At 75.4% G+C, this 13604-nt stretch carries 10 protein-coding genes; 5 read left to right on the top strand and 5 right to left on the bottom strand.

Going from position 1 to position 13604, the window contains the following annotated elements:
* Nucleotides 1–298: 298 nt before the first annotated feature.
* The 3 genes from H488_RS30065 to H488_RS30055 all read right to left on the bottom strand — a co-directional run bounded on the left by H488_RS30065 (nt 299) and on the right by H488_RS30055 (nt 3395).
* Nucleotides 299–1402, bottom strand: coding sequence for a pyridoxal-phosphate-dependent aminotransferase family protein (locus tag H488_RS30065; RefSeq protein WP_017833910.1), 1104 nt, complete (start codon nt 1400–1402; stop codon nt 299–301).
* A 102-nt stretch (nt 1403–1504) separates the two neighbouring features.
* Nucleotides 1505–1870 (bottom strand): hypothetical protein, encoded by a 366-nt coding sequence (locus H488_RS30060; protein WP_017833909.1) that lies wholly within the window; start codon nt 1868–1870, stop codon nt 1505–1507.
* Between the two features lie 226 nt (nt 1871–2096).
* The gene (locus tag H488_RS30055) at nt 2097–3395 is read right to left on the bottom strand and encodes an MFS transporter (protein ID WP_017833908.1); all 1299 of its coding nucleotides are present in this window, start codon (nt 3393–3395) and stop codon (nt 2097–2099) included.
* 525 nt (nt 3396–3920) lie between these two features.
* On the opposite strand from H488_RS30055, the gene H488_RS30050 reads away from it, so the two are divergent.
* Nucleotides 3921–4412, top strand: a complete 492-nt coding sequence (locus H488_RS30050; protein WP_017833907.1) for a nucleoside deaminase — start codon at nt 3921–3923, stop codon at nt 4410–4412.
* Nucleotides 4413–4750: 338 nt separating this feature from the next.
* On the opposite strand, the gene H488_RS30045 is transcribed toward H488_RS30050, so the two are convergent.
* Entirely contained in the window at nt 4751–8257 is a 3507-nt protein-coding gene (locus tag H488_RS30045) for a bifunctional proline dehydrogenase/L-glutamate gamma-semialdehyde dehydrogenase (RefSeq protein ID WP_017833906.1), read from the bottom strand.
* Between the two features lie 128 nt (nt 8258–8385).
* On the opposite strand from H488_RS30045, the gene H488_RS30040 reads away from it, so the two are divergent.
* Nucleotides 8386–9294, top strand: coding sequence for a LysR substrate-binding domain-containing protein (locus H488_RS30040; RefSeq protein ID WP_017833905.1), 909 nt, complete (start codon nt 8386–8388; stop codon nt 9292–9294).
* Nucleotides 9295–9321: 27 nt separating this feature from the next.
* On the opposite strand, the gene idi is transcribed toward H488_RS30040, so the two are convergent.
* A complete protein-coding gene (gene idi, locus H488_RS30035) occupies nt 9322–9873 on the bottom strand; it encodes an isopentenyl-diphosphate Delta-isomerase (protein ID WP_017833904.1) in 552 nt (183 codons plus the stop codon).
* 122 nt (nt 9874–9995) lie between these two features.
* Here idi and H488_RS30030 point away from each other — a divergent pair, with 122 nt between their 5' ends.
* From H488_RS30030 to H488_RS30020, 3 genes are read left to right on the top strand one after another with little or no spacing between them, the layout of a single operon-like run.
* Nucleotides 9996–10937: a pseudouridine synthase gene (locus H488_RS30030; protein WP_043739122.1), complete on the top strand. Its 942-nt coding sequence runs from the start codon at nt 9996–9998 to the stop codon at nt 10935–10937.
* On the top strand, nt 10934–12187 hold the full coding sequence (locus H488_RS30025; RefSeq protein WP_017833902.1) for a DUF418 domain-containing protein: 1254 nt from the start codon (nt 10934–10936) through the stop codon (nt 12185–12187). Before H488_RS30030 ends, H488_RS30025 begins: the two co-directional genes overlap by 4 nt.
* 42 nt (nt 12188–12229) lie before the next feature.
* Nucleotides 12230–13543 carry a glycoside hydrolase family 76 protein gene (locus H488_RS30020; protein ID WP_017833901.1) on the top strand — a complete coding sequence of 438 codons (1314 nt, stop codon included), beginning with the start codon at nt 12230–12232 and terminating at the stop codon, nt 13541–13543.
* Nucleotides 13544–13604: the final 61 nt, after the last annotated feature.

Below are 13604 nucleotides of genomic sequence, written 5' to 3'. Positions count from 1 at the left end.
CAGTGGCCGGGGGATCGTGCCTTGCCAGCGGCGGTTTCGGCAGCACGCTTCCCGCTCCGCCCCGCCGCGCCCCCGGGCCGCCCGAGCAGCGCGGCGCCGGGCCGGGGAGCACGGGTCGCCCCGCGGGACACGGGGCGCCCGCGCCGTCGTGACCGAACATGACCCTCCGCGTCGGGCCGGGTCGCCGCCGCCGTGCCGTCCCGGCGCCGCTCCACCCGCCGCACGGTGGCGGACCCCGGCACCGGGGAGCGCATCGAGCGCTCCGAGACCGACCTCATCTGAGCGGACGCGGAGCGGCTCACACCAGGGCGGGGACCTTCCGCAGCGCCTCCTGGAGGGCGCCCAGGACGAGGGTCACCGACCCGGCGTCGGCGTTGGGGCCCATCAGGCCGATCCGCCACACGGTGTTCGCGTACTCCTTCACGCCCGCCCCGATCTCCACGGAGAAGTGCTCCAGCAGATAGGCCCGCACCCAGGCGGAGTCGACGCCCTCGGGCACCTTGACCGTGGTCAGCTCCGGGAGGCGGTGCCCCTCGGCGGCGAACAGCTCCAGCCCCATGTCCTGCAGCCCGGCCTGGAGCGCGTCGCCCGCGGCCTGGTGACGGGCCCAGACGTTCTCCAGGCCCTCCTCGGCGATCCTGCGCAGCGCGGCGTCCAGGGACGCGATCATCGCCGTGGGCGCGGTGTGGTGGTAGGTCCGGGCCCGGCCCTGGGCCTCGCCCACGTAGCCGCCGAGCATGCCCAGGTCCAGGTACCAGGAGCGGGGGTGCTGCACCCGGCGCTCGAACGCGGCGTCCGAGATCGTGAACGGCGCCAGTCCCGGGGCGACCCCCAGGCACTTCTGGGTGCCCGCGTAGCCGAGGTCCACCCCCCAGTCGTCCGCGCGCAGCTCGATGCCGCCGATGGACGTGACCGCGTCCACGAGCAGCAGGGCGTCGCCCTTGAGCTCCCCCAGCGCGGCGATGTCGGAGCGCACGCCCGTGGAGGTCTCCGCGTGCACCGCCGCGATGATCTTGGGGGACGGGTGCGCCTCCGCGACGCGCTGCGGGTCGATCGGCTCCCCGTAGGGGAAGTCCACGCGCACCACCTCGGCACCGCACCGGGCCGCGACGTCGCACATCCGCTCGCCGAACAGGCCGTTGACGGCGACGACGACGACGTCGCCCTCCTCCACCGTGTTGACGAACGCCGCCTCCATGCCGGCGGAGCCCGTGGCGCTCAGCGGCAGGGTGCGCCGGTTGTCCGTGCCCCAGACGGTGCGCAGGCCGTCGCAGGCGCTGTCCATGACGTCGAGGAAGGCGGGATCGAGGTGGCCGAGCAGCGGGTGGCCCAGCGCCGCCGTGGCCTCCGGGTAGGGGTTGGACGGGCCGGGGCCGAACAGGTGTCGCTGGATCAGGGGCACGGTGCACTCCTCAAGGGAACGGGTGGACGGGTCCGCCGACCAGCCTATGGCCTGCCCGTGCCGGCGGCCGTCAGCGTGCGGCCCCGCAGGTCGCCGGAGACCTCACCGGCGTCCGAGCCGGCGGAGCAGCGGGCCGAGGCGTCGCGCCGGGGCCCGCCGCGGGGCGGAGCCCTCCGTGCGTCCGTCCGGGCGGCGGGGCTGCCGGGCGATCTCCGACCAGGAGGCGAACATCGCGCTGCCCTCGGTGGCCGTCACGCGGTTCTGCAGCGTGGGGCGCCCCGCGGGGCCCTGGACCACACCGGTGCGCTTGTCGTAGGTGAAGCCGTCGTCGAGGACGATGTGCCGGTCCGTCTCGGTGACCACGGTGTACAGCACCACGTGCTCGCCGGAGTCCGCCCCGGGGTGGACGGCGGCGCGAGCGCCGGGGTGCGTGGCGCCGCCGTGGTTGAAGTCGAACAGGTCGGCCATGGGAGGGGCGTCCTCCTGAGAGCTCGGGGACTCCGGTCGCCGGCACGGCGCCGGCGACGGTCCGGCCCGGGCCCGGTGGCGTGCGGACCCGGTGCGGCGGGTGGGCGCTCCCCACTCTAGCGACCGGTCGCGGGGCCCTCGAGGCGCCGGGTCGCTCTCCTGGCCGGGGCCCCGGGCCGGGGGAGCGCCCGAGGGCTTCCCGCCCCGCGGGCTCGGTCCCGCGGACTCAGTCCCGGAGGCCGGCCGGGACCGGCTGGTGGGTCTCGTACATCAGCGCCGCCACGACCAGGGCCGAGACGGCGCTGATGCCGGCGGCGGCCCAGACCGCGGCGTGCAGGCCCAGCAGGTCGGCCACGATCCCCCCGAGCACGGCCCCGACCGCGTAGCCCAGGTCGCGCCAGACCCGGTAGACGCCCACGGCCCGGCCGCGCCACACGGGGTGGGCGACGTCGCCCACCACCGCCAGCAGCGTCGGGTAGACCATCGCGGTGCCCGCCCCGAGCAGGACCGTCCCGGCGGCCCAGCCGCCGAACCCGTCGCCGGCGGCGATGACGGCCAGGGCCGCGGCCTGGGTGGCCATCCCGGCGGTGATCAGGTGCTTGCGCCCGACCCGGTCCGACAGGGCGCCGGTGACCAGCTGCCCGACGCCCCACACCCCGGGGTAGAGGGCGAAGAGCAGCCCGATCTGGGACACGGTGAGCTCCGCGGTGGCGAACAGCAGGGGGAACAGGCCCCAGGAGAGCCCGAAGTTGAGGTTGTTGACCAGCCCCGCCTGGCTGGCCGAGGACAGCGCGGGCTCCCTCAGGCTGGTCTGGGCGATGATCTGGCGGTCGGTGAGACCGGCGTGCAGGTGGTCGTGCATCCCGTCGGCGCGCGGGGTGTGCCGGCCGGCGTCGAGCAGCGCGTGGCCGCGGGTCTCCTTGACGAAGGCCCCCGACAGCAGCAGCGCCAGGGCGGTGTAGGCCAGGCCCAGCAGGAACGGGGCCGGGCGCAGCCCGTACTGCTCGGCCAGGTACCCGGCCAGCAGGGAGGTCACGGCCACCGCACCGTAGCCGGCGGCCTCGTTGAGCCCCATGGCCAGTCCGCGCTGGGCCGGGCCCACCAGGTCGATCTTCATCACCACGGTCGTGGACCAGGTCAGGCCCTGGTTGACGCCGAGCAGCACGTTGGCGGCCACCACCCACCCCCAGTCCGGGGCGAAGATCAGCATCAGCGGCACCGGCACGGCGAACAGCCAGCCCACCAGCAGCACCGGCTTGCGCCCGTACCGGTCGGAGAAGGTGCCGGCGAACCAGTTGGCGATCGCCTTGGTGATCCCGAACGCGGCCACGTAGGTGAAGATGAAGGTGTAGTCGGTCAGCCCGAACTCGTCGGCGGCCAGCAGCGGCAGCACGGTCTGCTGCTGGCCGACCATGCCGCCGACCAGGGCGTTGACCGCCACCAGGAGCGTGAACTGGGCGGCGTTGGCGCGCAGCCCCAGACGGAGGGGCTCGGGCGTGCCGGAGGGTCTCGTCTGCCGACCCATGGCCGCTCCTTCCGGTGTCGTGNTGCTGCTGGCCGACCATGCCGCCGACCAGGGCGTTGACCGCCACCAGGAGCGTGAACTGGGCGGCGTTGGCGCGCAGCCCCAGACGGAGGGGCTCGGGCGTGCCGGAGGGTCTCGTCTGCCGACCCATGGCCGCTCCTTCCGGTGTCGTGGGCCCGCCGGACGGCGTGCCCGCTGATGCTCCGAGGAACCGGGAGCAGTGCTGTCAGCAGTGTTCCACGGTTCGCCGGAGGATCGGCCGAGGGAGGGGCGGCGTGACACAGCGCGGGCGGCGCGGCACGCGGAGCCCGGCCCTCCTCCCCCGCCGGCACGCCGGGGCACCTGTTGTGGTCGGGCACACTCCTCGGTAACCTCTGGACAGGCCCACGGCGGGCCCGGATCCCCGGGCCATCTACCAGGCAGAACCGCACCATCGACCACGCAGCGGCCGCCGTCGGCGCACGTCCCCCCGCCCCGGCCCGGGACGCTCCCCGGCGACATCTGCCCCCACCCCGGGAGTTCCGCATGGACACTGACCGCACCCCGCCCGCCGACGCCCGGCAGCTGCTGCTGGAGGCCATCGACCTGGCGGTGGGCAACGCCGCCGTCGACGGCGGCCCCTTCGGCGCCGTCGTCGTCACCGCCGACGGCCGCCGCTTCAGCGGCGTCAACCGCGTCACGGCCGACAACGACCCCACCGCGCACGCGGAGGTCATGGCGATCCGCGCCGCCTGCCGCGAGCTGGGCACCTTCGACCTCTCGGGCGCGACCCTCTACACCAGCTGCGAGCCGTGCCCCATGTGCCTGTCCGCCTCGCTGTGGGCCCGGCTGGACGCCGTCTGGTTCGCCGCGGACCGGCACGACGCGGCCGCCGGCGGCTTCGACGACGCCGAGTTCTACGAGTACTTCGCCACGCCCGAGCACGAACGGTCGCTGCCCGTGCGTCCGGTGGCCCTTGCCGAGCGCACCGCGCCGTTCGAGGCCTGGGCCAGGAACGTCGCGCGCACGGCCTACTGAGCGCCGGGGCGGTCGCGCTCCCGGGCCGCCGCGGCGACCTGCCGGAGGACGTCACCGCACGTCGGAGCCGATCCGTACCGGAATTGTGAGCCGCCTTACGAAATGGTGAACATTTATTTACATGTCAGTACCCTTGCATCGGCGAGCAGCGGCCGGCTCACGGGTCCGATGTGCGATGCACGTGGGGGGACACCGGAGCACAGCCGGTCGAGCTCCACGGGCGCCGCCCTCGTCCTGATGCATCGAGGACGGCGCCCCTCCTGTCCAGCGCCGGAACCGTTTCCCGAACTGGATTCACGGCCCCGGACCGAGGTCCGGGGCCGTGGCCGGAAGAGCCGCTAGACCAGCTCGTCCGTGAGGTGGTTCGGCGTGCCGAACCGGTGGGCGGTGATGCTGATCGCCTGCTCGTGCAGGAACGGCAGCAGCTCGACCCGGCCGGCCCCGGTGACGGGGTGGGCGTAGACGGCCAGGTCCGGGCGCGAGCCCGTCGCGGCGATGAGGGCCGCGCGGTCCCCGCCGATGAGGCGGACGCGCCCGCCCCCGAGGGCGGGGGCGCCGGCCAGCCACGCGGCGTCGTCCTCCACCCGCACGGGCACGCCGCGGTCGGTGAGCACGGCGCGCACCGGGGCGGGCAGCTCGTGCGCCGTGGAGACGGTCAGCGCGGAGCCCGCCCGCAGCCCGGCGGCGACGACGCGCAGCAGGTCGGCGAGCGGCTCGCCCTCGGACAGGCGCACCGTGACGGGCAGGGGCAGGTAGCGGAAGACGTTGCGCTCGGCGTAGAGCCCGGTGACGTCCTCGGCGACGCCGAACTCCTCGGCCCAGGCGGCCTCGTCGCTGCGCAGCGCCTGCTCGAGGCCCTGCGCCTCGGCCGGCCCGAGGTCCGCCGTGCCCGAGTGCGCGGCCTGCAGCAGCTCGACGGCGGCCGCGTCGGCCACGGGGAGCCCGGCCCCGCGCAGCGGCGCCGGCTCCCACTCGCCCAGGCCCATGAGGTAGCTGGGCCCGCCGGCCTTGGTGCCGGGGCCGACGGCCGACTTCTTCCACCCGCCGAAGGGCTGGCGCTGGACGATGGCCCCGGTGATGTGGCGGTTGACGTACAGGTTGCCGGCCTGGACGTGCTCGAGCCAGTAGCCGATGTCCTCCGGGTCCAGGGAGTGCAGGCCGGCGGTGAGGCCGTACTCCACCTCGTTCTGGAGGGCCACGGCCTCCTCCAGGGTCTCGGCGGTCATCACGCCGAGCACCGGGCCGAAGTACTCCACCAGGTGGAACTCGGAGCCGCGCTGCACGCCGGTGCGCACGCCCGGGGACCACAACCGGCCGGTCCCGTCGAGCTGCTGCGGCTCGATCAGCCAGGACTGCCCCTCCTCGAGGGTGGTCAGGGCCTGGAGCAGCTTGCCCTCGGCGGGCTCGGTGAGCGGGCCCATCTGCGCGGCAGGGTTGGTCGGGTGGTCGACGGTCAGGGAGGTCACGGCGTCCACGAGCTGGTTGCGGAAGCGGCGGGACTGCGCCACGGAGCCGACCAGGATCACCAGGGAGGCCGCCGAGCACTTCTGCCCGGCGTGGCCGAACGCCGAGTAGGCGACGTCCTTGGCGGCGAGGTCGAAGTCGGCGCTGGGCGTGACGATCAGCGCGTTCTTCCCCGAGGTCTCGGCCAGCAGCGGCAGATCGGAGCGGAAGGTGCGGAACAGCTCCGCCGTCTCGTAGGCGCCGGTGAGGATCAGCCGGTCCACCGCCGGGTGGGAGATCAGCTGGCGGCCGAGGGCGCGCTCCTCGAGGTCCACGAGGGCGAGCACGTCGCGGGGGATCCCGGAGGCGTCGAGGGCCTCCCAGAGTGCCTCGGCGACCACGGCGCCGCAGCGCTTGGTCGGGCCGGCCGGCTTGAACACCACCGGGGAGCCGGCGGCGAGGGCCGCCAGCGCGGACCCTGCCGGGATGGCCACCGGGAAGTTCCACGGCGGGGTCACCACGGTGAGCCGGGAGGGCACGAAGGACGCGCCGTCGACCTCGTCCAGCTCACGGGCGCGCTCGGCGTAGTAGTGGGCGAAGTCGATCGCCTCGCTGATCTCCGGGTCGGCCTGGTCGAGGGTCTTGCCGGCCTCGGCGGCGGCGACCTCGAGCAGCTCGGCCCGGCGGGCGGACAGGGCGTCGCCCGCGCGGTGGAGCACCTCGGCGCGCTGGGCGCCGCTCAGCGCGGCCCAGCCGCGCCCGGCCTCGAGGGCCGCCTCGATGACACGGTCGAGCTGCTCCTCCGTGTGCAGCGCCGCGGCCGTGACGGTCGCCACGCCGGCCCGGGAGCCGGGGACCCGGGCGAGGATCGCCCGCCCCCAGTCCCGGTTGGCGGCCACGGCCGGGTCGGTGTCCGGCGTGTTGGTGAACGCGTCGACCGGGGCGGGCGGCTCGGGCAGGCTGCGGTCCTGGACCCGGTGGGGGGCCGGCACGGTGTCGTCGAGGCCGGCCAGGGAGGCGAGGAAGCGCTGCTTCTCGCGCTCGAAGAGCTCCTCGTCGGTGGAGAGCTCGAAGACCGCGGACATGAAGTTCTCGCGGGACGCGCCCTCCTCGAGCCGGCGGATCAGGTAGGCGATGGCCACGTCGAACTCGGCCGGGTGCACCACGGGGGTGTAGAGCAGCAGGGACCCGACGTCGCGCTTGACGGCCTCGGCCTGGCCGGTGGCCATGCCGAGCAGCATCTCGAAGTCCACGGCCCCGGCCACGCCGCGCTCGGTGGCCAGCAGCCAGGCGAAGGCGATGTCGAAGAGGTTGTGCCCGGCGACGCCGATGCGCACGGCGTCCGTGTGCTCGGGCTGCAGCGCGTAGTTGAGGACCCGCTTGTAGTGGGTGTCCGAGTCCTGCTTGGTGCCCCAGGTCGCCAGCGGCCAGTCGTGCAGGGACGCCTCGACCTGCTCCATCGGCAGGTTCGCGCCCTTGACCACGCGCACCTTCACGGGGGCGCCGCCGGCGGCGCGGCGGGCGGCGGCCCACTCCTGCAGGCGGATCATCGCGGCCAGGGCGTCGGGCAGGTAGGTCTGCAGGACGATGCCGGCCTCCAGGTCCTTGAACCGGGGCTGGTCGAGGATCCGGGTGAAGACCTCGAGGGTCATGTCCAGGTCCTTGTACTCCTCCATGTCCAGGTTGATGAACTTGGGCGCGGTGAAGGAGGCGGCCCGCTCGTACAGCGGGGCGAGCTTCTCGACGACCTCGGTCACGGCCTCGTCGAAGGCCCAGGGCGAGTGCGGGGCGACGGAGGAGGAGACCTTGATGGAGACGTAGTCGACGTCGGGGCGGGCCAGCAGGTCGTGGGTGCCCTGCAGCCGCCGGGCGGCCTCGCGGTCCCCGAGCACGGCCTCGCCCAGGAGGTTGACGTTGAGCCGGACGTCGTCCTTGCGGATCTTCGCGATCGACCTCCCCAGCTTGGCCTCGCTGGCGTCCACGATGAGGTGGCCCACCATCTCGCGCAGCGCCTTGCGGGCCGCGGGGATGACGACCTGCGGGGCCACGGGGGCGAGGGCCCCGCCCGCGCGCACCGCGGAGCGCAGGTACCAGGGCAGGAAGCCGGGGACCTTCGGCGCCAGCCGGGCCAGGTTGCGGGCCGCCACCCGGAGGTCCTCGGGGCGGATGACGCCGTCGACGAAGCCCACCGTGAAGTCCAGGCCGGCGGGATCCTTCAGCACCCCCGCCAGCTGCTCCCCCGAGGCGTCCCTGGGGAACTGCTCCGCCTCGGTGAGCCAGCGGCGCACCGTGGCCACGGCCTGCTCGGGCAGCGACGCCGGGATGGCGGCGTGGGAAAGGGTGCGTCCCACCGCGGGGCGGCCGGGGGCCTGCGCTGCCGGGGGGACGGGGATCGTCGTCATGGGTGGTACTCCCTGGGTTGGGTCGAAAGCACTGCGGTACGTCCAGTGTGCGCCCCGGGACGATTCGGATAAAGTGAAGAATTCCACAGATGATTCATCAGCAGTACTAATCTTTGGGAGGCGGCGGAATGCTGGACGTGCGCAAGCTGCGGCTGCTGCGGGAACTCGCGCTGCGGGGCACCCTCGCGGAGGTCGCCGCCGCCCTGAACTTCAGCCCCTCGGCGGTCTCCCAGCAGCTCTCGGCGCTGGAGAAGGAGGCGGGGGTGGCCCTGCTCTCGAAGGCCGGCCGGCGGGTCCAGCTCACGCCGCAGGCGGAGATCCTGGTGGCGCGCACCACCGAGCTGCTGGACGTCCTGGAGCGCACCGAGTCGGACCTGGCGGCGTCGCTGAGCACGGTCACCGGCACCGTGCGGGTCGCCGTGTTCCAGTCCGCGGCCCTGGCGCTGCTGCCGGAGGTGCTGGGCGCCATGCGCCGCGAGCACCCGGACGTACGGGTCGAGATGGTGCAGGCCGAGCCGGAGCGGGCCCTCTACGAGACCTGGGCCCGGGAGTTCGACGTGGTCGTGGCGGAGCAGTACCCGAGCCACGCCGCCGCCCACCACCCGGACCTGGACCGGCGGCGGCTGATCACGGACGCCATCCGCCTGGCCGTCCCCCCGGGCCCCGAGCACGCGTCCGTCGCCTCCCTGCGGGACGCCCGCGAGCTCCCGTGGGTCATGGAACCGCGGGGAGCCGCCTCGCGGCACTGGGGCGAGCAGCTGTGCCGGCGGGCGGGCTTCGAGCCGGACGTCCGGTTCTCGACGGCGGACCTGCAGGCGCAGACCCGGCTCGTGGAGTCCGGCAACGCCGTGGCGCTCATGCCGGACCTGATGTGGGCGGGCGGGGACTCGCCCTGCCGGCTGGTCGACCTGCCGACCGGGCCCCGGCGGACGGTGTTCACCTCGATCCGCGGAGCGAGCGCCCACCGCCCGGCGATCCTCGCGCTGCGCGCCGCCCTCGAGATGGTGGCCGCCGGCCTGGCCGGACGGATGGAGTGAGCCGGAGGGAGCCGGCCGGGCGGAGCGCTACGGGCGGAGCGCTGCCCGGCTCGTGAGCGCCCCGCGCAGCCGGTCGTCCGCGATCTGCTCCAGCAGCCACGGGCTGAGCAGGAACGGCGCGGCCTCCGCCGCGGCGAACAGCTCCTCCGGGGCGATCCAGGCGACCTCCGCGACCTCGGCGGGCAGCGGCCGGGGCCGCCCGGTGGCCCGCGCCAGGTAGACGGGGCAGAACTCGTTCTCCACGATCCCGGAGGCGTCCACCGCCCGGTAGCGGAAGTCGGGCAGCACCTCCGTCATCGCCGTCACCTCGAAGCCCAGCTCCTGGCCGGCGCGGCGCGCGATGGCCTCCACGAACCCCTCGCCGGGGCCCGGGTGACCGCAGAAGCTGTTGGTCCACACCCCGGGCCAGGTCTTCTTCGCGAGCGCCCGGCGGGTCAGCAGCAGCCGCCCGTCGTCGTCGAGGACGTAGCACGAGACCGCCAGGTGCAGGGGGGTGTCCGTGGTGTGCACCCCGGCCTTGGGCGCGGTTCCGATGGGACGGTGCGCCTCGTCGAGGAGGACGACTTCTTCGGCTGACATGGGCCTCGTTCCGGTCGGCGGGCGGGTGCGGGTGCTCCCCCATTCTCGCAGGATCCGCGGGGCGGCGGTACGCGGGCCCGCCGAGTGGACAACGGGGCGCGGGCGGAGCACGATCGGGAACCATGCGACGACGTCGGCCCGCCACCGCCCCCCTGCCGCTGCGGGACGGGGTGGACCCGGTCCGGGTGCGGCTGCCGGCCGCCGGGGCCGACGCCCCCGGGACCGTCCGCGGCTATCTGCTGAGCAGGTTCCCCGCGTCCGCGCCCGAGCTCGAGGAGCTCTTCGCGGCCGGCGGGATCGTCGACGACGCCGGGCGGCCCCTCCCCCACGACGCTCCCCTCCGCCCCGGCGGCTCGGTCTGGTACCACCGCGCCCTGCCCGAGGAGCCGGAGCTGCCCGGGGACCTGCCGGTCCTGTTCGAGGACGAGTGGCTGCTGGCGGTCGACAAGCCGCACGGGCTGCCCACCACGCCGCGCGGCGGCTTCGTGGCGCAGAGCGCGCTCGTGAAGCTGCGCCGCTCCCGCCGCGAGGACCGGCTCTCCCCGCTGCACCGGCTCGACCGCGGCACCGCGGGGGTGCTGCTGCTCTCGCGGGACCCCGGCACCCGGGGCCGGTTCCAGACCCTCTTCCAGGAGCGTGCGGTGGCGAAGGAGTACGAGGCCGTGGCCGCGCACCGGCCCGGGCTGCGCCTCCCGCGGCTCGTCGAGTCCCGCATCGTCAAGGACCGCACGTCCCTGCAGGCGCGGGAGGTGCCGGGACCCGTCAACGCCCGCACCCAGGTGGAGAGCGCCGGGCCGCCGTTCGCGGACGAGGAGGGGACGTGGGCCCGCTACGTCCTCCGGCCCGAGACCGGGCGCACCCACCAGATCCGGGTGCACCTGGCCGGCCTGGGCGTCCCGGTGCGCCACGACCCCCTGTACCCGCAGGTGCGGCCGGCCGGCGCCGAGGACCCCGGCCGGCCGCTTCAGCTGCTGGCCCGCCGCATCGCCCTCGTCCACCCGGTGACCGGCGAGCCGCTCGTGCTCGAGAGCCGCCGCGCCCTGCCGTCCGGGGACGCCGCGTGAGGGCTCCGCACGCCCCCCGGGCGACGGGCCGCGTCCCGGCGCCGGACGTGGCCCGGGGGCTCATGCTCTGGGTCATCGCGGTCGCCAACGTCACCGTCTGGATCTGGGCTGCCGGGCCCACGGACGGTCCCCGGGACCGGACGCTGGGCACCGGTGCGGGCACCGCGGCGTGGACGGCGGACGACGTCGCCAACATGGCCATGTCGATGCTCGTGGACGGCCGCGGCTTCCCCCTGTTCTCGTTCCTGGTCGGCTACGGCGTGGGCCAGATCGCCGCGCGGGAGGCCGCCCGCGGCACGCCGCCGCCCCTGGCGCGCCGGCTGCTGCTGCGCCGCTACGGGTGGCTGCTCCTCATCGGGGCCCTGCACGCGTGCCTGCTCTTCCCCGGGGACATCATCACCGCCTACGCGTTCGGCGGGCTCTTCCTCGCCGTGCTGATCGCCGAGAGCACGCGCACCCTCGTGATCCTCTCCGCCCTCGGCTCGGTGCTCATGGTGCTCTACGGTGCGGCGAGCTGGTCCGTGCGGACACCCGGCACGCCGCCCTTCCCCAGCCTGGTGGCGGACTCGATCCCGGAGCGGCTGGTCCTCGGGCTCGTGGAGGGGCTCGGGGTGGTGTCCTTCGCCCCGCTCCAGCTGCTCGGCCTGCTGCCCATGCTGCTGCTCGGGCTGGCCCTGAGCCGGTACCGCGTGCTCGAGGACCCCGGGCCCCGCCGCGGCCGGCTGCTGGTCACGGCCCTGGTCTGCATCGGGCTCGGGCTGCTCACGGGCGTGGGCACCGGACTCCTGACCACGGACCGGCTCGAGCCCTCGCCGACCGCCGGGTCCGTGCTCACCGGCCTGGACGCGGTGACCGGCGCCGCGCAGGGCATCGGCTACGCGCTGCTCGTGGCGCTGGTCTGCGACCGCGTGCTGGGCCCCCGGGCCGCGGCCCTCCGGGCGCGCGAGCATCCCGCGCTGTGGTCGCTGCAGGCCCTCGGCCGCCGGTCGATGAGCGGCTATCTCGCCCAGTCCGTGCTGTTCACCGTGCTGCTGCCCCCGTTCGCACTGGGGCTCGGCCGCTCTCTGACGCCCACCGCCGCGCTGCTGCTCGGCTCCGCCGTGTGGCTGGTCACGCTGCTCGGCGCGGCCCTGCTGGAGCGGCGCGGCCTCCCCGGACCGGCCGAGACCCTGCACCGGCGGCTCTTCCTCGGCCCCGGCGGGAACCGCGCCGAGGACCGCGGCGGGCCGCCGGCCCCGGCGAGCGCCTAGGCTCGGCACCAGCACCCCTCCCCCGCCAGCACAGGAGTTCCCATGCCCCCGACGACCGGAGCGGGCGCCGCGCCCACCGCGGCGACCCCCGAGCCCACCGCACACCCCACGCCCACCGAGCACCCCGGCGCCGCCGCACCGGGCGCCGCGGCCGCGCTGCGTGCCGACAAGGCCGCCCACTCGGTCCGAGAGCTGTTCGCCGGACGGGCGCTGGGGGTGCCCGGCACGCTGCTCGGCGCCCCGGCGCACCCGCGTCCCAAGTCCCCGAAGGCCCCGTGGCACTACTGGTGGCAGGCGCACCTGCTCGACGCCCTCGTGGACGCCGGGCTGCGGCACCTGGCCGACCCGGCGCGGGCCCGGCGGTTCCGCCGGGAGGGGCACCGCCTGCTGCGGGGCATCACCCTGCGCAGCGGCGGCCGGGTGACCCACAACTCCTACTACGACGACATGGCGTGGCTGCTGCTGGCCGTGGGCCGTCTCGCCGAGCTGGACCGCGCCCTGACCGGCCGGCCGGACGTCGCGTGCCTGGACGCGGGCAGCGCCCTGCTCGCCCGGCTCGAACGGGGCCACACCGGGGACCTCGGGGGCGGGGTCTTCTGGAACACCCGCCACGACGTCAAGAACACGGCGTCCTCCGCGCCCACGGCCCTCGGCTTCGTGCGCACGCACCGCCGGGAACAGGCCGGCGCGGTGCTCGACTGGCTGCGGGCCACCCTCTGGGACCCGGAACGGAAGGTCTTCCACGACGGTCTGCAGCTGGTCGCCGCCGGGTCCGGCACCGAGGTGACGCGCCGGGACGAGAGGCTGTTCAGCTACAACTCCGGGCCGGTGCTCGGTCTGCTCCTCGAGCTCGCGGACGCCCCGGGCACGGGCGAGCAGGACCGGGCGGACCTGCTGCGCACGGCCGCCGACGTGGTGGCGGGCGCCGCGCAGGAGTACGGCCGCGACCTGGACGGACGCCCCGTCCTGCGCACCCACGGCGGCGGGGACGGCGGCCTGTTCAGCGGGATCCTGGCCCGCTACCTCTCCGATGCCGCCCTGCACCCGGGACTGCCCGCCGCGGCGCGCCGCACCGCGGCCGCGCTCGTGACCGGCACCGCCGACGCCCTGTGGGCGGGCCGGCGGGAGTTCGATCCCGCGGTGGACTTCAACGCGCCCCCCACCGCACCGGCGGCCGCCGGCGAGACGGTCGCGATCTTCTCCCCGGACCCGGCGCGGCACGCCGACGAGTCGCAGCGCCCCGGCGTGCCGGTCGAGCTGTCCACGCAGGTGCAGGCGTGGACGGTCCTGGAGGCCGCCGCCCGGCTGGCCCGCCCGGGAGCGGGCCCCGGGGCCTCCGGCTCCGCTGAGCGCTGAACCGGCCGCCCCGGGCGGTGCGGGCCGTGGCCCCGCCCGGGGTCTTGGGATAGAACAGCAG

The organism is Kocuria sp. UCD-OTCP, from assembly GCF_000349605.1.
In the GTDB taxonomy this organism is placed as follows: Bacteria; Actinomycetota; Actinomycetes; order Actinomycetales; family Micrococcaceae; genus Kocuria; species Kocuria rosea.
The sequence above is the reverse complement of the archived record's forward strand: the minus strand, read 5'-3'. Positions and strand labels throughout refer to the sequence as shown.